Origin of the sequence: Vibrio sp. 10N (genome assembly GCF_036245475.1) — a bacterium.
Lineage (GTDB): Bacteria > Pseudomonadota > Gammaproteobacteria > Enterobacterales > Vibrionaceae > Vibrio.
The window spans coordinates 2,681,407-2,700,319 of record NZ_BTPM01000001.1; the positions used below are offsets into that span (position 1 = coordinate 2,681,407).

At 45.1% G+C, this 18,913-nt stretch carries 15 protein-coding genes; 5 read left to right on the forward strand and 10 right to left on the reverse strand.

Features of this window, described 5'->3' with window-relative positions; translation table 11 throughout:
* The first annotated feature begins 40 nt into the window (after positions 1 to 40).
* Both AAA946_RS12525 and AAA946_RS12530 read left to right on the forward strand, forming a co-directional pair.
* Positions 41 to 2,797 (forward strand): heavy metal translocating P-type ATPase, encoded by a 2,757-nt coding sequence (locus AAA946_RS12525; RefSeq protein ID WP_338165145.1) that lies wholly within the window; start codon positions 41 to 43, stop codon positions 2,795 to 2,797.
* A 45-nt stretch (positions 2,798 to 2,842) separates the two neighbouring features.
* Positions 2,843 to 3,292, forward strand: a complete 450-nt coding sequence (locus AAA946_RS12530; protein WP_338165146.1) for a DUF411 domain-containing protein — start codon at positions 2,843 to 2,845, stop codon at positions 3,290 to 3,292.
* A gap of 61 nt (positions 3,293 to 3,353) precedes the next feature.
* Here AAA946_RS12530 and AAA946_RS12535 read toward each other — a convergent pair whose 3' ends face one another.
* The 7 genes from AAA946_RS12535 to AAA946_RS12565 all read right to left on the reverse strand — a co-directional run bounded on the left by AAA946_RS12535 (position 3,354) and on the right by AAA946_RS12565 (position 12,129).
* Positions 3,354 to 4,097 (reverse strand): porin, encoded by a 744-nt coding sequence (locus AAA946_RS12535; protein ID WP_338165147.1) that lies wholly within the window; start codon positions 4,095 to 4,097, stop codon positions 3,354 to 3,356.
* 311 nt (positions 4,098 to 4,408) lie between these two features.
* Positions 4,409 to 4,762 (reverse strand): DUF2799 domain-containing protein, encoded by a 354-nt coding sequence (locus AAA946_RS12540; protein WP_338165148.1) that lies wholly within the window; start codon positions 4,760 to 4,762, stop codon positions 4,409 to 4,411.
* Between the two features lie 273 nt (positions 4,763 to 5,035).
* Entirely contained in the window at positions 5,036 to 6,472 is a 1,437-nt protein-coding gene (locus AAA946_RS12545; protein WP_338165149.1) for an IS1182 family transposase, read from the reverse strand.
* 119 nt (positions 6,473 to 6,591) lie between these two features.
* Entirely contained in the window at positions 6,592 to 7,263 is a 672-nt protein-coding gene (locus tag AAA946_RS12550; RefSeq protein ID WP_338165150.1) for an oligogalacturonate-specific porin KdgM family protein, read from the reverse strand.
* A 461-nt stretch (positions 7,264 to 7,724) separates the two neighbouring features.
* A complete protein-coding gene (locus tag AAA946_RS12555) occupies positions 7,725 to 8,189 on the reverse strand; it encodes a DUF2057 family protein (RefSeq protein ID WP_338165151.1) in 465 nt (154 codons plus the stop codon).
* A gap of 49 nt (positions 8,190 to 8,238) precedes the next feature.
* The gene (locus tag AAA946_RS12560) at positions 8,239 to 9,390 is read right to left on the reverse strand and encodes a porin (RefSeq protein WP_338165152.1); all 1,152 of its coding nucleotides are present in this window, start codon (positions 9,388 to 9,390) and stop codon (positions 8,239 to 8,241) included.
* 81 nt (positions 9,391 to 9,471) lie between these two features.
* The gene (locus AAA946_RS12565; RefSeq protein ID WP_338165153.1) at positions 9,472 to 12,129 is read right to left on the reverse strand and encodes a beta-N-acetylhexosaminidase; all 2,658 of its coding nucleotides are present in this window, start codon (positions 12,127 to 12,129) and stop codon (positions 9,472 to 9,474) included.
* A gap of 331 nt (positions 12,130 to 12,460) precedes the next feature.
* Here AAA946_RS12565 and AAA946_RS12570 point away from each other — a divergent pair, with 331 nt between their 5' ends.
* Positions 12,461 to 13,321: a TraB/GumN family protein gene (locus AAA946_RS12570; protein ID WP_338165154.1), complete on the forward strand. Its 861-nt coding sequence runs from the start codon at positions 12,461 to 12,463 to the stop codon at positions 13,319 to 13,321.
* Between the two features lie 415 nt (positions 13,322 to 13,736).
* Positions 13,737 to 13,910: a hypothetical protein gene (locus AAA946_RS12575; RefSeq protein ID WP_338165155.1), complete on the forward strand. Its 174-nt coding sequence runs from the start codon at positions 13,737 to 13,739 to the stop codon at positions 13,908 to 13,910.
* 37 nt (positions 13,911 to 13,947) lie between these two features.
* Here AAA946_RS12575 and cueR read toward each other — a convergent pair whose 3' ends face one another.
* A complete protein-coding gene (gene cueR, locus AAA946_RS12580) occupies positions 13,948 to 14,346 on the reverse strand; it encodes a Cu(I)-responsive transcriptional regulator (protein ID WP_338165156.1) in 399 nt (132 codons plus the stop codon).
* Between the two features lie 168 nt (positions 14,347 to 14,514).
* Between cueR and AAA946_RS12585 the strand changes: the two genes are divergently transcribed.
* Positions 14,515 to 15,138, forward strand: coding sequence for a YccT family protein (locus AAA946_RS12585; RefSeq protein ID WP_338165157.1), 624 nt, complete (start codon positions 14,515 to 14,517; stop codon positions 15,136 to 15,138).
* Between the two features lie 117 nt (positions 15,139 to 15,255).
* On the opposite strand, the gene AAA946_RS12590 is transcribed toward AAA946_RS12585, so the two are convergent.
* Both AAA946_RS12590 and ligA read right to left on the reverse strand, forming a co-directional pair.
* A complete protein-coding gene (locus AAA946_RS12590) occupies positions 15,256 to 16,398 on the reverse strand; it encodes a porin (RefSeq protein WP_338165158.1) in 1,143 nt (380 codons plus the stop codon).
* A gap of 483 nt (positions 16,399 to 16,881) precedes the next feature.
* Positions 16,882 to 18,885: an NAD-dependent DNA ligase LigA gene (gene ligA, locus AAA946_RS12595; RefSeq protein WP_338165159.1), complete on the reverse strand. Its 2,004-nt coding sequence runs from the start codon at positions 18,883 to 18,885 to the stop codon at positions 16,882 to 16,884.
* Positions 18,886 to 18,913: the final 28 nt, after the last annotated feature.

Here is an 18,913-nt window from a genome sequence, read left to right on the forward strand (position 1 = left end):
TGAGATGAAACCGCTTGACCTTACCCTTGAGGGAAGGTTTATGTTTAGCATTAATAGACAAGTATCGAGGTTGGTTATGGTCACTTACACACTCAATTTATCAGGCTTATCCTGTATGGGATGCGTAAAAAAAGTTCGCAATGCATTGGAGCAGGCATCGACGGATATTGAAATCAATCAGCTTGATAAACACGCGTTAACGGTCTCGACGGATGCCAATATCGATAACATTATCCAGCCTATCGCCAACCTAGGCTTTGAGGCGAAACCTGTTTGGCATTTTGAGCTTTCAGGTCTTAACTGTGGCAAGTGCGTTGCCAAGCTTCAGGCTCAACTTGAAACGCTTGATTCAAGCCACACTATCGAGCTAAGTAAGCAGTCACTTACTATTGAATCCAATCTCAATGTTAGTCTCATCCAAGACAACATTGAGCAGACAGGGTTTCAAGCAGTCTTGAGCGATGCCCCTCAACCCGACATTGCGAGCGACGAGCTAAACAATCCGACAGAAAATAAACCAAGTGATTCTGCCAAAGCATCAGCCACCAGCTCACCAGCTTCTTCTTCGTCTTCTTCGAGCATTCAACTGCTTATTCAGGGAATGACCTGCGCCAGCTGCGTCTCATCTGTCGAAAAAGCACTGCAATCAGTAACGGGCGTTGACAAAGCGCGCGTTAACCTCGCAGAGCAAAGCGCGTTAGTACTTACTAGCTTAATTAACTCAGGTATCGAGCAATCGCTACTTCAAGCTGTCAGGGAAGCCGGCTATCAAGGTGAGATAGTTGAAGACTTAGCCTCAACACAGAAAAAGCAGCAGCTAGCGCTACAGCACCATCAAGCGCAGCAAAAGCGCAATACGATTTGGGCACTAGCCATGGGCGCGCCTCTCATGCTGTGGGGTGTACTCGGTGGCAGTATGACAATACAAAACTCAACGGATCGGCTTGCTTGGGGTGCTGTGGGCTTGCTATGTCTGTGGCTTCTTGCCACCGCTGGCCGTGCCTTTTATGCCAACGCCTACCAAGCTCTTAAGCACAAACGCGCAACCATGGATACTTTGGTCGCCCTTGGCACGGGTGCTGCTTGGCTTTACTCCATGCTAGTTGTGCTTATGCCATCTTGGTTCCCAGAAGCGTCACGCCATGTCTATTTTGAAGCGAGCGCGATGATTGTCGGTTTGATCTCACTTGGACACTTTATTGAAGCGAAAGCGAAAGCGAAGACTAATCAGTCATTGCAAGCGCTTATGAACTTACAACCTCAAGTGGCTACCGCCATTATTGACAACCAAGATGTCAGTCTTGCAGTGAGTGACATCCAACTCGGTATGCTGTTGCGAATTAAACCCGGTGAGAAAATCCCAGTCGATGGCGTGGTTGTTGAAGGTGACAGCTACATCGACGAGTCCATGCTGACCGGAGAGCCTATCGCCGCACTAAAGGCCATCAACGACAATGTTTCCGCAGGCACGGTTAACACCGATGGAAGTTTGGTCATTAAAGCAACCGGGATTGGCGCCAATACCATGCTGTCGCGTATTATTCATCTAGTCCGCGATGCCCAAAGTAGTAAACCGGCCATCGCCAAACTTGCCGATTCCATCTCTGCCGTGTTCGTTCCTGTTGTCGTCGCCATCGCTCTGTTTGCGGCGATGGTATGGTTTTTTGTCGGGCCAGAACCGAAAGCCAGCTACATGTTAGTGGTAACGACCACTGTGCTCATCATCGCTTGCCCATGCGCCCTCGGGCTGGCAACGCCTTTATCGATTACCGTCGGCATTGGAAAAGCCGCACAGGCCGGCATTCTGATTAAGGATGCCGATGCATTGCAAAAACTGAGTAAAGTCAACGCAGTGGTGTTTGATAAAACAGGCACCTTGACGCTCGGCCAACCCAAAGTGCAGTCAGTGCATACCCTGGGTTTGACCGACACAGAGTTAGCCAATTTAATCGTACCGCTAGAGAAACGGTCTGAGCACCCGCTCGCCAAAGCAGTAACGGAGCATTGGAGTGGCGTCACTACCAACGAGCCGGAACACTTTGAAAACCTCAAAGGTAAGGGAGTTCAGGGCGTTGTGCAGGGGCTTAAGGTAGTGATTGCGTCAGTTAATCACATTAAGTCCATAGGTATCGACCTTCAAGAGCTCGAAGCTTCATTGGCCCAAGCCGCCGGTCATGCCCATACACCAATTATCGTCGTTGTAGAAAATAAACCGGTAGCACTTATCACCATTGCCGATGAAGTAAAAACAGATGCCATCAGCGCAATTACCTCACTGAAAGCACAAGGCATTCATACCATCATGCTAACCGGTGACAATCAACACGTTGCTGCCGTCGTTGGAGCACAGCTAGGTATCGATGAAGTCATCGCCGAAATCTTGCCAGACGAGAAAGCCGACCACATCCTATCACTGAAGGATCGCTACCAGAGCGTGGCCATGGTCGGTGATGGCATTAATGATGCGCCTGCACTTGCAATGGCGGATGTTGGGATCGCAATGGGAACAGGCAGCGATGTCGCCATTGAAAGCGCACCGATGACACTGCTAAATAGCAATCCAGCCAGCGTCAGTTATGCGATATCCTTATCGCGCGCCACCGTTCGCAACATCAAACAGAACTTGTTTGGCGCCTTCATCTACAACACCTTGGGTATCCCTATTGCTGCTGGGGTACTGTATCCTCTGTTCGGTTTTTTACTTAGCCCTGTGTTCGCGGGCGCTGCGATGGCACTTTCATCCATTACTGTCGTAACAAATGCCAACAGATTAAGAAACTTTCATTACAAGGGCTAGTTAACCAGCCATTGTTTCAATAAACCAATTCACAAAGGAAAGACTATGTCGACCAATAAACGAATGATCAAACTGGCCACCCTGTCATTGGCCATGCTAACTGGCTCGGCGTTTGCGACCAGCGTACTCACATACAAATCGCCATATTGTGGCTGTTGTAAAGACTGGGTCACCCACATGGAAGATGCTGGCTTTACGGTGACGGTAGAAGACCACAAGAACATGAACCCTATCAAACAGAAGCTGGGCATCACACCTGAGCTTGCGTCCTGCCACACTGCAGTGATTGGTGACTACGTGTTTGAAGGCCATATCCCTGCTGATGATATTAAAGCGTTTTTAGACAATCCTCCCAAAGGAGCGAAAGGTCTTGCGGTTCCGGGCATGCCTGTTGGCTCTCCAGGTATGGAATATGGTGATCAAAAAGACCCATACCACGTTTATGCTTACAATGAAAAAGGGCAAGTCTTTTCTTACCGCTCGCATAATATGTAATCAAAAACGCCCACGTTACCGTGGGCGTTTTAACATTAAGCCGATATGCTATACCAAGACCTTAGAAGTGGTAGCTACCGCCCACAACAAACGCCGAGTTTGCAGTACCACGTGGGTAGTAAGGTGTTCTAAAATGCCCTTGGCTTTTGTATTCAAAATAGGGTTGAAACGCATATTTCGTTAGCGTCAGCCTAAATTCATGATCCATCGCATTATCACGATAGTTGTAATACGGGTAGTAAGCTCCGCCCATGTGAATCACATTGTTGTAGTGCAATTTGATAGGATGCGACTTCAGTTGGTACGCAATCTTGTTGTCAAAACGATAGTCGATATCTGGCTTATAACCCCAACGATCATGCTGAGCATACGCTTCGACACGCGTTCGATGACTCAGCGATATCCCCTCATCAAAGTCATAGCCAATCTTAAACAATGGACGATATTGCATTGTCTCACCAAGCTGCATCAGATGCTCGTACCCGGCTCCTAACCAAAAGTTTTTCGATAATTGAAACTTCTGCTCGATCCCAAGTGTCGTAAGAGGAGCACGCGCTGAGTGCCCGTAATAGACATTGTTATGATGATGGTGATGACTATGTGGCGTTTGACCGATAGGAATATCTTCAATCTTAAAACGGACGGTCGTGTCCGTATCAAACGTATGCCCCGCTTCCATCTTAGCGGTGGTTTTTGATTCGTAGAGATACGTACTGTTGAATTGGATGTTGCCTTCGATGTATGAGGATGCTGCGCTTGAACCAAAACTCACAAGAGTTAACAGCGCCAAAAATAAATGTCGCAAAAAAAAAGCTTCCTTGAGCTGAGAAATTTGCAGACATGATGGTACGCCAGAGCTGAAACACAAGTTTTTACAATGTCATGTTTATGCCAATCAGAAAAGAAGCCAAATACATGTAAACCTATATTTTTCAACAATTTAATTAAAAATAAAAATTACCAAGTAAGGACAGCGTCACTACTGGAGCAAAGAAGGTACACATTATTGACTTAAACGCCGCTCTCTCATACAAGTTTCCTACATTTTAAAACTTTACAAAAAAGTACCAAAAAAAATAAGCCGAGCGATGCCGGCTTTATCCACCCAGTGATAACTTATAGCCGTCCCATACTCTGACTAGATCGGCCATCGTTATACCTCAAGCGAAATCGCCAATCCAACTCATCGCATACGCCAGCATATGGCTTGCCCATAATCCCTAGCCGGTAAGCATCTTGGCTACAGTATTCTTGACGCCCTTTTTCATACCCTTCGGAATAAGCGCTAAAGAGTGAATCCTTGGTTAAATCTAGCCATTCTTGATCCTTCTTGACGAATCCCTTTTGACCTTCTTCATATCCGAATTGGCTCCAAGATTCCGTGGAGCCATCCGTTGGCAAATTCGTCGTCGCGCATCCCGCTAATACCATCGTGAGCAACATGGCTCCTATTGTCGTCCAGTTTCTCATGAGCACCTCCAAACATCAGAGTTAAATAACTTAAGCGTTTGTACGAAAACGCACCGAATGTGTTCATTATCACGTATCGACGCTAAGTCTCCACTACTCACTAAGCCAAAACGGCAGCTATTGCGAGACACAACTAAAATTTAACATCAAATATTGCACTCATTACATTCAAAAAAGGCCCCTAACGGGGCCTCAGATTGCTGACGAACCCCGCTTTTTCAAGCGGGGTTCTTTTTTCGGAGCGGCCGTAGGCCGCGATCGCGATATTTTTTGTTAGATAGCGTTCTGAAGTGAGTAAGGCTTAAATCGGCATACAGAGGCCAGTATTTGACTTATTTCTGTCTTATTTAGGCCCATTTTTCGCAGATAGCTCACCACCAACGCTATCTTCTTGATGTTTTGAGCGGCAGCGGCTAACCAACATTGCATTTGCACTTTTGCGAGACCGCGGTAGCGCGCGTAACGGTGGCCATGGTGTTGTTTTGCATCGGCGAAGCTTCGTTCTACTGTTTCACTTCGCCTCCGATACGTCTTCTTTCCGTAGCTAGAGAGTCGCATTTGATTGGCTCGCTCCACCGTCTCACTATAAAGGTGACGCGTTATGACCTTCTGCATATTTTCACTCTTAGTACAGTCGTCCCGAACGGGGCAAAACGCACATTGTTTCGGGTCTGAAGCGTATGAGCGATAGCCTGCGCGTGTTGTGGTTTTATAGATAAGTTCTTGCCCTTCTGGACAGCGATAGGTATCGGTCTCTTTTTGGTATTTGAAGTCTTTCTTCTTAAATTTGTTCTTAGTTCTTGATGGGCGGCGATACCCGAACACACCTAATATACTGCGGCGCTCGAGTGATTCAGCAACAGGCGCAGTGAAGTAACCTGCATCGATACCAACTGCGATAGGATTGAGGTTGAACTGCTCTAGTGTGTGATCGAGACGACGGATATAGGGCTGTGAGTCATTCACATTCCCCGGTGTTGCGTATGTGTCTACGATGATACCGTGCTTACCATCCACGGTTCGGTGGTCAAGATAGAAGAAGCCTTGAGGCTTATTGTCTCGTGTCATAAAGCCACTTTCAGGGTCGGTGGTGCTGACTTTAGTGTTTTTGACGTCTGTCTTTGGTGGCGTCTCTTTGAATGGATTTTTACCTTCAGATTCTCGGTCTGCAGCCACATCTTCATTCAGCATATCAAGATAAGCGCCTGCACTAACTGGACGCAGACGATTCATGTGCTTGTTCTTGTTAGCATTGGCTTTAAGGTGTGTACTGTCAGTGAAGAGCTCCTGTCCTGCGACTAAGCCTTTCTCCATCGCTTGAAGCACTATGTTGTTGAAGATGCGCTCAAAGACGTCAGTACCATTGAAGCGTCGAATTCGGTTCTGGCTTAACGTCGAAGCATGGATAACTTTTTCGGTCAGTGACATTCGTAAGAACCAACGATAGGCGACGTTTACTTCAATTTCTTTGACCAGTTGGCGCTCACTTTTGATGCCGAATAGGTAGCCAAGCAAAATGATTTTGAATAAGCGAACAGGGTCTACAGGCGGTCGGCCATTGTCTTTGCAGTATAGATGCGCCACTTCGTCTCTGATGAACTCGAAGTCGATAGCATTATCAATTTTACGAACGAGATGATTTTGTGGAACAAGCTGTTCCATGGTCACCATTTCGAGTTCGTATTGCTGAGGAGAAGGTTCTTGAAGCATATCGGAGTATCCATATTTCGATACTCCCATTAGATCAAAGGTCTAGCTCGAAAGCTAGACCTTTGTCAGCAGTCTGAGGCCCCTAACGGGGCCTAATTCTACGAATTTAATTTGCTAGCTTAGAAGCCGTAAGATGCACCAAATACCAATGCGTTGTTTTCGTTGTTCGCTTGGTTACGGTACTCGATGTATGGTTGAACGCCGCTACGAGTCCATGTAGCACGAAGCTCGTGATCCATAGAGTTATCCGCATCACCTTGCTTAATCACGTAAATGTTGTTGTAGCTAACCGCTAGAGGTTGATCTTGGAAAGCGTAAGCGATTTTGTTATCTAGACGAGTTTCGTCGTTAGTTTTTACACCACCACGTACGTCATCTGCTTGGATGTGGTGACGAGTACGGTTGCTCAGAGAGATACCGTTATCGAAGTTGTAACCGATTTTGATAAGTGGACGGTACTGGAACGTCTCACCCGCTTGAATTAGGTGATGGTAACCTGCTGCTACCCAGAAATTGTCATTGATGTTGAACACTTGCTCAGCACCTAGAGTCGTGAACGGAAGAGGGTTGTTTGCAGCGCTTGGGTCAATTTTACCTAGAGGAATACCGTCAAACTCCACTAATAGCGTGGTGTTTGAATCAAAAGTATGACCGGCTTCTAGTGTAGACGTCTGTTTCGCGCCTTGTAGGTAAGTAGAGTGAAATTGAACGTTACCTGTTACGTAAGAAGAACCAGCGAATGCGCTTGTTGAAGCTACTGCTAGAGCTGTAAGAGCGAGAACTTTTTTCATGGTTAAAACACCTTTAATTGATTGTGTGTGGGCGACTTATGTTGCCGTCTTGTTACATTGCCGTTTTGGCTTGAGCACAATATAACGACATTTAATTCGCACCAACAAATAACAAGCGCCCTTTAGTGATCTTTATCACCAAACACAAATCAAATAAAATATAAAATCATAAAAAACAAATAGTTAACCAATAACAAAAACCAATATCTATTTTTGTAAAGCGATGTAACCAGATCGTCATCACGAAAAAAGCCCTACTTATCTACAGTCAATGGTGAGAATGGCAGAAAATTGTAGATATCAGCCTCATGAAAGACGCTAAAACTGTGATCTAGATGATGCCTTTTAGAAAAAACAACGCTGTTTTTTAACGACAGACACCACTTAATTCACCACGAAATATAAGCATCAAATGCCCGACTTAGTCGACTAATGGCTAACAAAGCCGACTATGCTAGTGTCTAGTTTTTATTATGCTGGCGAATCAGCTCAAGGAAGTCTTCAAAGCCGACAAAACCTGAGGTATGTAACACGGTCGCGTCAAAGTCAATTGGACTACCGATCGTATCTAACAGGGAAAAATCTAAGCTTTGCTCAAATGCTCGGGCATCCGCCTTGTCACGAAATAGACGATAAGATAACTCACTCTCGCCTTCTGGAAGGGTAAACTCCAACACGATAGGGTTTGAGCGATGTTTTTCCTTCATAGTGTTGTAGGGAACTGGCTGCTCAAGTGTCACTAAAATCTGATTCTCGCCTGCTGGCAAATTCAACAACTGCTGGCTAACTAACCACTCTTTATCGACCGCTTTACCATTAACCACGTGTACCACGATACCTCTGCTCAGAGATAGAACACTGTCCTCGCTCGCTTTTACACCGCAAGCGACTAACAATGTCATCAGAGCTATTACTATCTTTTTCATGCTTTACCTCAATATAGGGAGGCACTGCCTCCCTGAAAATAGCCAACAATTAGAAAACGTACTCTACGCCTACAGAGACTTCATTAAAGGAGTCCGACTTCCAGCGTCGGTAAGCCACATCTTGACCACCTCTCACTGGCACCTTGTTATCTCCCATACGCACATCTCTAGCACGGAAATATAGAACCGCGGTTGGGTCAACATAATACATCGCTTGGAATGAGATCACGTCATCATCAGTACCCGCAAGTTTTTTACCATTGACATGCAGTTCCTCATTTTTCGCATAACCCAGTTTGAACTGCCAATCAGCAATGTCGTACATGATGGCACTTGATAGAGCGTTCTGTTTCTCTTTTCGTCCAGTGTCGATGCCCGAGGTCACTGAAGCATCTTGCCAGCGGTACTGAGTGAAGAAAGAAATACCGTTGTCAAACCAACCTTGTAGACTCGCTAAGTAGGTGTTGTTGTCCCAAATTCGGCTATCCGAGACTTTCTTATCCGTCGTTCCCGGCTTTTCATAACTCAAGGTTTCCTTGGTATTGCGGTTAAGCTCATACGCCCCCGACACTAAAAACGGCCCAACTTTATAATGCGCTGCACCGCCCTGCCACCAGCCTTGGTCATTGCCAACCGCTGCAGCTTTGGTTCTACCATAACCGAGATCAACCGATAAACCGCCCCACTCCGGCGAATCCCAGCGGACTGTATTGGACGAGCGATCTTGGAATTTCGCGCCACCAATCAATCCTCCCCAATCCCAAACATCACCCATACCAGGGTTTGCACCAGGCCAATCAACAATTTCATACATAGGCGTCAGCACTCGACCTAAGCGAATTTGCCCAAACGAGTCCCAATCTTCAAAACCGACAAAGGTATCACGCTCCCCTAAGCCACCACTTGCCTCATGGTTCTTGTAGGAAGGGTCAACATAGCCGGATTCTATCTGCCATATAAACAGCGGTTTAAACTTGGCAAACTGTTTGCTGCCTCGAAAGCCTATTCGGCTTTCATTATTGGTTTGAAAACCTTCTAAGTTCGGTGAGTTTTCATAATCACGAACGTGAGCTTGCAGAGCAATTTTTCCGTATACCTCGTATTTCATGCCTGCTTTGATTGCTTCAATGTCGACAATGTTATCGGACGCAAAAGCCCCTGCCGACAAACATGTCAGCATTAGTACTGTTTTTTGTTTCATTGTTGTTTTCTTAGTTATGGCCTCCCTTTCTCAAACATCCTTTGTTGTGCGCAAGAAAGGGAAGCGTTGGAGGAAAGGGATCTAGTTTTCAGAGGTTAAGATGGTCACGCGGCTGGCTCTTTGAGCTTGATAATCAACACTACGTATCCAAATTTCACCGGAAACATTTGGCGCTCGATTTAGCTCATAACTTTGCCAAGTCGTGCCGCTGTCTAGCGAATACTGAAGTGCCACGCCAGGAAAGGCGCTATTCATATACAGTTTACCTTGCTCTACCACAGCCCCCGGTACTGGCAACCGGTATTGAACATTGGCTTTGGCGAGTTTATTCAGTTCACGCTGCCCTAGCGCATTAGCGAATCGATTGAAATCTTTGGTAAGTGCAGCTTCATCTACATAATTAGACTCTTGACTGTACGTTCTTGAAGCCTGATAGTCCTGCTCCCACTCTGCTTTGTGCCAAGCACGCTCAGCCGCTGCGATAACACGAGGGAACACCATATATTCATATTGTGCGTCAGTTCGCACAGTCTCTGACCATAACTGCGCTGACATGCCATAAAATGGTGTCACGCCTTCCGAGCCTTTGGCACTAAATCCGTTACCATCGCGATCAAAAGACGTTTCGGCGTTTTGCGGCAGGTTGTCAGGTGCAAAGGCAAACATTTTTCTTGAATGGTTGTACCGTGTCGCCCAGTAGTAACCGCGCTCTTTTGGATCAAACTCATATGGAAAATCCATATAGAGGTAATCCGGGCTCGAGATTATCACTTGATAACCTTTGTTCGCCCATTGATACGCTGATGTTGAGCCGCCCCAATAGAGCGTATCCCAGAAATTGACACGAGTTTGTTTCGTAGCAAAGTCTGCGGCACTATTCGCCGTTTTAAGCCCATCTTGCCAAGCTTGAAATGCTCCGACATTCAATTCTTCCGCCATCTTGGCTACCTGCTTAGCAAAATAACTCGGTAGTGCCTGTACTGAGTCAACCGTGTTATCAGCAATGAGCGCCTGACATTTGGGCGACTTCTCAAATGGATGGTGCTCTGCACTAAGCTCTATCTCCCCCTTGCCAAGCACTTTAGCTTTTGAGCTTACGTCTTGATAACCACCTAGCTTTTTGATGTTTTTCGCTTCATCTCCGCCAAAATGCCAAGTCGTCAATGGCACGCCGGCTGCCTCATGCATAGCTAGAATCTCACTCATTACTTTTTTCACAAAGCGGTGAGACGAATCAAGGCATGGATTTAGAAAGCTTTTACGGTCGTAGAACTGAACCGTCGTGACATTAGATGTATCTTGGGGATCGAGTAATCGAAACTCATTGGCCTTCTTCATCTCACCGAGCTTAGCGTATTTACGATGGCGCGCTTCCATAGACACAACAGCCGCTCTGGCGTGCGCTGGCATGTCGATTTCTGGAATGACTTCGATATGACGCGCTGCAGCATATTGCAAGATATCGATGTAATCTTGTCGGCTGAAGAAACCCGATCCAAAGTTATCACTAGTAGGCCCAGAGCCAAGCTGCGGTAACAAGCAGCGTGTTTCCGATTTATCGAAACATCGCTTAGCACCAATGTCTGTAAGTTCAGGTAAACCTGGGATTTCTAGGCGCCAACCTTCATCATCTGTAAGGTGAAAATGAAGTTTGTTGAGTTTATACGCCGCCATTTGATCTAGGGTTTGGAAAATAGCGGACTTGGAATGAAAATTTCGCGCTACATCGACCATCACACCGCGATACTGATAACGAGGGGCATCGGCAACATCAACCAAAGGCAACACCGTCGGTTTCTTGATATCCACCAGGGAAAAAATGGACTGAACTGCATAGTACATGCCCGTCTCATCAAAAGCGGTAATGATGATTCCGCGATCGGTAATAGACAGTTGGTAACCGCCGCTGACCCGAAGCTTGCTATCTAGTGCATCAGGGTCAATATCACCATAGACCTTTTGCTCACCTTGCCCTGCCAGCCCCAGCGTCACCGCTCTATGTTCAATGGCTTCTAACGCCTCATTAGAAATTGGCAATGATGTAAAATCGAGCCCTTGACTGATATCTAAGCTTCCTTTGCCTAAGCGAACTTGATTCGGCGTGGGTACGATATGACTTGTAATGTCGAGTTGGCCTAAGTCTTGGTTTTGCTCGAATCGCGTTTTTGGTGTCATCAGAGTATTGTTGTCCGTCGACACACGTTTTAATAGGTTCGGCGTAATGGGTTTAACAAATTGACTGAGATCCTCAGTGTCCATTTGCTTGAGCACTCTAGGCTCTGCCTGTTCATGATTCACAAATGCTCGCGGCATGAAGTCTGATTCAAACAACTGCCAATATTCTCCGATCACCGGAATATCTAGACTTTCACCTTGTTCAAGACCTTCAAACTTAGCGGTTGGTTTAAGCTCATATAAGTCACCGGTAAGGCGTGCTATCGTGAACTGTTCGTTATCCAAAGACAAAATAATACGCACACTGTGTATGTACAGAGACCAGTCTTTGCTGCGGATAGCTTGACCTTGATTGCTAAGCGTCATCACACTCTTATTGCATAGCGCCCAATCTGCTCCCAATGTTTGGCAAGGCAAGTTATTCGCATCTGAGGTGTTAGCCTCGACCTGATAATGAATCAACAGGTCTTTTGAAATACGATCCACAAGTTGTTGTGGCGTTTGCGTCGCATGGGACATTCCTGATGCTAAGATGGCTAAGCTAATCATGCTGTTACGGAACATGAATTCTCCGGATGGAAGTAAATTATGCGGCACAAGTTACCTTCCCCTTCAGCAGCTTCAATTAGCCTTCCAAATAACTGTGATCTCCATCGTCATCAGAAAAACAAACAAAAAGTAAAGTTAATAATTACAACAACTTAAATCCATAATGTCGTAATTTTTCAGAATATCTACTCAACAAGATGACGCTTTTGTTACAGTGAATTTTAGAACTTCTTCCCCATATTCAAACCAATTGATATCCTTTGGTTATCCCTTATTTTCATTGAGCTTAAAAATGTTAGTCGTCTCGCAATTCACCTGGTCAGCATTTATACCCAAAAAGTCAATTTTGACGTTTTCTACGTTACTGATTTCATTACTTTCTTTTGGCGTCACCGCTGAGCCACTGCTATACAAAGCTCAAAAGGGATCACAAACACTGTATTTGTTTGGTACCGTTCATGTTGGTTCGAAGTCTCAGCAAGCCATAAGCCAGCCAATAGAAATGGCAATCAAGCAAAGTGACGCGCTCGTCTTAGAGGCTGAACTCGGGGGAAATATCGACTTTCCCAGTCCTGTCGAACATCCAGTAAAGGAAGTATTATCAAATGACAAACTAGCACAGCTCAATGAGATCGCCTCAGAGAGCCAACTTAATATCGACATGCTAAAGTCCCTGCCCTCATGGCAAGCCGCTTTGGTATTGCAGCAACATGTTTTTACAGCGCTCGACTTTCATGCCGAGTTTGGCGTGGAACACCAACTAAGCCACTGGGCACAAATTCATGCGCTTCCAGTTAAAGGGCTCGAGTCGCTACAATTTCAAATCGACTTACTTGCGGATCAGCCACTAGGCGGAAAACAAATGCTGCTTCAGACGATTCAAGAGTGGTCCTACGCCGAAAACAATATCCAATGCTTGATCAAGTCATGGAGTCATGGCGACATCGCTAACCTAGAGGCGATGTTGCAGATCGACAGCGATAACGACGACTTTTACCAGCGATTTCTTATCGACAGAAATCAAACATGGGTTCGACGCTTAGTAACCTCATCTGAGTATAAAAATGGGACATTTTTTATCGCGGTGGGAGCATTACATTTAGTTGGACAAGAGAGTGTGGTGGCATTACTTAAGCAGCAAGGGTTTTCAATTGAGCAAATAAGTCGCCCTGAATCGGCGCACTGCAGTATGAAAACACATGAATAGCGTCTTAAACCTGAGACAGCACAAGACGACAAAATGACCAAAAACTACTAAGACGAGCGACTTTTTCGTAATTGGCTGATTTTCTCACAAAAAATCAGTGCTCGACTATAAAAAATCACTATAAATCAGAACATTAACCACAGATGGGTTAGATATTGTTAGAAACAAAGTAATGTGTGAAGGGCTATGTATTCGATTTTATTCATTTCCTCAGCATTACCAACCTAAAACAATTGTTTTTAATTTCAGTCTATTATTTTTTCTCGTAAGCAATTAAGTCATACTTATTTGGACGTAAAAATTTTTTTATTCTTTCAATATTTTTTGATCTTTATTCTCTAATACTCATACTTAAGTCGACTCGCCAATTTTGCGAGAAAGTTCACATTATTTGTATCGATTGAGAGGGAAGGTTATGAAATACATCAAAGCACTGTTGCTAGGGGGCATACTTGCATTCTCATTGCCAAGCGCAGCATACGAAAGTTCAGCAGCCGGTCCATTTGTAGATTGCCAATTACCAGATGGTTCACGTACGTTTGTTCCACTTGTGGTTTGTCAGCGAGCAGGCGGTGAGAAGCTATTTTAAAAATAGGTCTCTTTCAGAGCGACAAGGCTGCAGGTGATCATCTCGTGCAGCCTTTTTTTAAGTCATCAACGATCGGGCACGTTGAACTTTCGTCACCCGGACATGAAGATATCCAATCGATTAGCTGACTTTCTATTGTTTGCAGTTCAAGGATCTTCCTCCGAACCTCATCCAATTTCTCAGTCGCCTTTTGTTTTACTTCTGCACTCATACGCTGTTCGTTCATCGAAATAAGCACCAATTCACGACACTCATCCAAAGTAAAACCTACTCGTTTAGCTCTAGCAATAACACGGAGTTCTTCAATATGATGCTCACCATAGATTCTATACCCATTGCCTTCTCGTTTGGGCAATGAGATAAGCTGCTTGTCTTCATATAAACGGATCGACTTTGCCGTTAGCCCGGTACGCTTGGCCACTTCACTAATGTTCATTACTTACCTTCGTTTCACATTGGACAACAGAGTGATAACTGTCTCGCAAAAATATGTTCTTCCTTCTCCAGTTTACATAGCACTGCTATTATTCGCGAAACAAAAAAACTAAAATCATGGTTACCCTACACAAAGATTGCCATACAGGCAAAGTCTAAAGGAGTGGCAATGAAGCTAAAATACCCTATGCTAGCGAGTCTCATACTCGCACCGTCAATCGCATTCTCAGCCGTTACCGTTAAAGTACCAAAAGGCATTCAAGTATTAACCGTAAACGAAAAGGACTCTGGCTACTCAAGCTTTGGCTTTGACTCAAAAGGTGACATCGAACTAGAAGATGGCGTCAACCAAATTGTGTTCCGTATATCAAAAATTGTTATGGAAACTGGCTCTGAAAAAACAAAGTATAAGTCCCAGCCTTTGGTGGCAACATTTGAAGGCAAAGATGCCGTTTTATCATTTGATGTGCCAAATATAAAAACGCTCTATGAAGGCAGTATGTTTAATGACAAGCCCACGTTTGACGTCAATGTAAGCTCTGGTGAAGTCGTTAACATCAACAAGGGTCAACTGGGTCTGACCTTTAGCCTTGCAGCTGACATGGTAAAAGAAGTTGAAGACTACAACAAAACAAACCTACCTGCGAGTTTGAAAAACTACCGAAGCCCTACGCTCATAGTAAGTGAAAAAACAACCGACCACTATGACAGCCTGAAAACGACGTTTAAATCTGCATCACTAGAAGAGAGAAAAAAATTCCTAACCTGGGCTATTAGTAATCTCGATGACTAATTAAAGTCATTTAATGAAGAGCGCGCTAACTATATAGCGAGTTTTTTTTAAGCTCTTCAATAATGCAAAAAAGCCGGCTCAAAGAGCCGGCGAATTAGGCAGTATATTGTATTGAGATTAGAAGTAGTATTCTACGCCTAAGCCCCAACCAAACTCATTATCAGAGCCATCTTTAGAGATCATGTATGGACGAACATAAGTTACTGCAGAGTCGTCTAGGAAGTATAGAGCCTGAGCAGAAACAATGCTGTCTGCCGTATCAGTAACTGAAGAACCGTCAAGTTTCACGTCCATGTTTGCAGCATAGTTAGCTTTGAACTGCCAGTTCTCAACACCACTAAATACTACACCTAGAGAGTAGCTATCTTGTTCAAGCTTAGTGTTTTCAAACGTTTCAGTTTTATCATCGCCGTTTTCTTTAAACGTAACAGTGATGTTGCTGTAGTCTGCTTGCTCGCGTTTGTAGGCACCGTAGAATGCAAATGTATCAAAGTTTAGCTCGAAGCCTAGTAGCGCTGCGTTAGTATCAGACTCACCTTTCGCATCAAATTCTTCACCAATTGTTGGACCTTCACCAGGGTTTTGGTTCTGCCAACGCTTAACAAGGTCACCTAGCTTACTGATTTGGCGATCTTGGCCAGCTTCATAGCCACCGTGCACTGTAAAGAAGCCCGTTGAGTAGTGAGCACCCAAACCAACAAAGTTAGAGTCTTTCACACTTTCCGTACCACGACCTGCAGCAACATTAAACGTAAAGCCACCTAGGTTTGCAGAGTCATAACGAACCATGTTTGATTGACGGTCATAACGTGCACCACCGATAATGTCGCCGCCCCAGTCAAAGACAGCACCAGCACGCTGACCTGAGTAAGGCCAGTCAATGATTTCGTATAGAGGCGTTAGCATACGACCGATACGGATACGACCTGCGTCTTCAAACTCAAAACCACCGTAGGTATCACGAACACCCAGACCGCTACCAGCGCCATCGTCACCAACGTTACCGCCTTCAAGTTGCCAAATGAACTTAGGACCGCGATCCAGTTCATGAGAACCACGCAAACCAAAACGAGATTCGTTTTCTAACTTAATTGGAGCATCGCCACCGCCAATTTTGTCTTCGCCAAATTGCCAAACAGAAAGCGCAACCTGACCATATAGGTCAACAGTATCTGTTGCTGGTTTCGCTTGAACTGCACCTGCCATTGTTAATGACGCCACTGCTGCACCTAGAAGGGTGCGTTTAAACATTTTTTCCATGGAATTAAACTCCTAAAAATGGGTATAGCTGCTGTCCATAATTCATTCTTAAGTTGGCCGCCGAAGAGTGAATCATTTCCTTTTTATTTTTAATCAGAACTTCTGATTAATTTTGCTGTCTACACTGTGTGTATCCATATTCACTAGACTAACTTCGCGAGAAAAAATATCAATTTAAGACTTATTTTGGGTAAGAAAAATAGGAGGCAGTACAAATTTTGAGGTTAGTTATTGATGGAGATCTTATTTTTAAGTCACACTTTAATGAAATCCTTTACAGTGATAATTTGAGAGCTATTAGTCGCTATTTAGGCTGTTTTTCGTGAAGTGACTCGCATGATATTTATTTTATCAAAACAAAAAATAATATAGCGAACATGGCATTTGATTTTTAATTCCTGTTGCACTAACGAAATTTTATTTGATATTACTCGCAAAAAAAAGCCCCGCAAAATGCAGGGCTGATTCTAAATTAAAAGAATTTTATTTAATTAACGCTATCAAATCGGCTTCAGTTTTAATTTCAATATCCAATTCCTGCGCTTTCGCCAGCTTAGACCCCGCATTCTCACCAGCAAAAAGAATGTCTGTTTTCTTAGAAACACTGCCGGTCACTTTCGCGCCGAGTGCTTGCAGCGCAGCTTTAGCGTCATTACGGTTGAGTACGGATAATGAACCGGTCAATACCACCACCTTTCCTGCAAGCGGCTGAGGTGTATCTTGTGCTAGCTCTTCAATCGCAGGCCAATGTACACCGGCTTCAATAAGTGCAGCAATGACGCTTTGATTCAGTTCTGCTTTAAAGAAGAACTGAATATGCTTAGCGACAATCTCGCCGACGTCTTGCACATCAATAAGCTGCTCGTGAGTAGCTTTGCTAATGGCGTCTAGCGTTTTAAAGTGCGATGCCAAGTTTGCAGCCGTTGCTTCACCCACTTCACGAATACCAAGAGAGTATAGGAAGCGAGCTAACGTGGTTTCTTTTGATGCGTTTAGTGCATTCACCACATTTTGCGCCGATTTAGGCCCCATACGCTCCAAAATCGTCAATTGACCTGCAGACAAACGGAACAGATCGGCAGGCGTTTCCACCATCTCTTTATCCACCAGCTGCTCAATCACTTTTTCACCTAAGCCATCCACATCTAACGCTTTGCGCGATACAAAGTGCTTCAATGCTTCTTTACGCTGAGCTTGGCAAACCAGGCCACCTGTGCATCTTGCTACGGCTTCACCTTCGATGCGTTCAACTAACGAGGAGCAAACTGGGCAATGGGTTGGAAAATCAATATCTTTGGCATCGTCTGGGCGACGCTCTGGGACGTAAGAAACGATTTGTGGAATAACATCACCCGCGCGGCGAATAATCACACTATCGCCAACCTTAACGCCAAGACGCGCAATTTCATCCGCATTGTGCAGCGTGGCATTACTCACGGTTACTCCACCGACAAATACGGGTTCAAGCTTCGCCACTGGAGTAATTGCACCAGTACGTCCCACTTGGAAGTCAACCGAGTTCAGTACAGTGATCTCTTCTTGTGCTGGGAATTTGTACGCAATCGCCCAGCGCGGTGCACGAGCGACGAAGCCGAGCTGCTCTTGAAGTGCAATTTCGTCAACTTTGATAACCACACCATCAATTTCATACGCTAGGTCGTCGCGCTTTTCTTGGATGGCTTTATGGTACTGCTTCACTTCTTCAATACTGCTTACTCGCTTGGTCTCTGGCCCCATAGGGAAACCCAGCGACTTGAGCTTAAGGAAACGGTCGTAGTGGCTTACAGGAAGATCGGTACCTTCAACAACGCCTAAGCTGTAGGCATAAAAGCTCAGCGGTCTTTTAGCGGTAATACGAGAGTCCAGCTGGCGCAAACTACCTGCTGCCGCGTTTCTTGGGTTTACAAATACCTTCTCGCCTTTTTTTGAGGCGATTTCGTTGAGCTTCTCGAAGCCCGCTTTTGGCATAAACACTTCACCGCGCACTTCGATACGAGCAGGGATATCCTCACCTTGAAGCTTGAGTGGAATGGCACTGATCGTGCGAACATTCTCGGTAATGTTTTCACCCGTAGTCCCATCGCCGCGTGTCGCAGCTTGGATAAGAACACCGTTTTCATACAGAAGGCTCACCGCCAGGCCATCGAGTTTTACTTCGCAGCAGTAGTCACCGACGCTGGTTCGGTTGAGGCGCTCGCAAATTCGCTTATTAAAGCCATCGAGATCTTCATCAGAAAACGCATTATCAAGGGAGAGCATCGGAATTTCATGCTGAACTTGGCTAAAGCTATCCAACGGTAAACCACCCACACGCTGACTTGGAGAGTCAACCGTCACCCACTCTGGGTGCTCCGCTTCAATCGCGAGCAGCTCTTGCATCAGACGGTCGTACTCGACGTCTGGGATCTCAGGGCTGTCTTCAACATAGTACTTCACACCATGATAGTGGAGCTGTTGTTTGAGTTCGTTTAATCGTTGTTGCGACATGTTATACCTTGATAGTATTGATAAAAAA

Coding starts and splice junctions, on each gene's coding strand:
- AAA946_RS12525 (WP_338165145.1), top strand. CDS start 41: ATGTTTAGCATTAATAGACAAGTATCGAGGTTGGTTATGGTCACTTAC.
- AAA946_RS12530 (WP_338165146.1), top strand. CDS start 2,843: ATGTCGACCAATAAACGAATGATCAAACTGGCCACCCTGTCATTGGCC.
- AAA946_RS12540 (WP_338165148.1), bottom strand. CDS start 4,762: ATGAGAAACTGGACGACAATAGGAGCCATGTTGCTCACGATGGTATTA.
- AAA946_RS12545 (WP_338165149.1), bottom strand. CDS start 6,472: ATGCTTCAAGAACCTTCTCCTCAGCAATACGAACTCGAAATGGTGACC.
- AAA946_RS12550 (WP_338165150.1), bottom strand. CDS start 7,263: ATGAAAAAAGTTCTCGCTCTTACAGCTCTAGCAGTAGCTTCAACAAGC.
- AAA946_RS12555 (WP_338165151.1), bottom strand. CDS start 8,189: ATGAAAAAGATAGTAATAGCTCTGATGACATTGTTAGTCGCTTGCGGT.
- AAA946_RS12560 (WP_338165152.1), bottom strand. CDS start 9,390: ATGAAACAAAAAACAGTACTAATGCTGACATGTTTGTCGGCAGGGGCT.
- AAA946_RS12565 (WP_338165153.1), bottom strand. CDS start 12,129: ATGTTCCGTAACAGCATGATTAGCTTAGCCATCTTAGCATCAGGAATG.
- AAA946_RS12575 (WP_338165155.1), top strand. CDS start 13,737: ATGAAATACATCAAAGCACTGTTGCTAGGGGGCATACTTGCATTCTCA.
- cueR (WP_338165156.1), bottom strand. CDS start 14,346: ATGAACATTAGTGAAGTGGCCAAGCGTACCGGGCTAACGGCAAAGTCG.
- AAA946_RS12585 (WP_338165157.1), top strand. CDS start 14,515: ATGAAGCTAAAATACCCTATGCTAGCGAGTCTCATACTCGCACCGTCA.
- AAA946_RS12590 (WP_338165158.1), bottom strand. CDS start 16,398: ATGGAAAAAATGTTTAAACGCACCCTTCTAGGTGCAGCAGTGGCGTCA.
- ligA (WP_338165159.1), bottom strand. CDS start 18,885: ATGTCGCAACAACGATTAAACGAACTCAAACAACAGCTCCACTATCAT.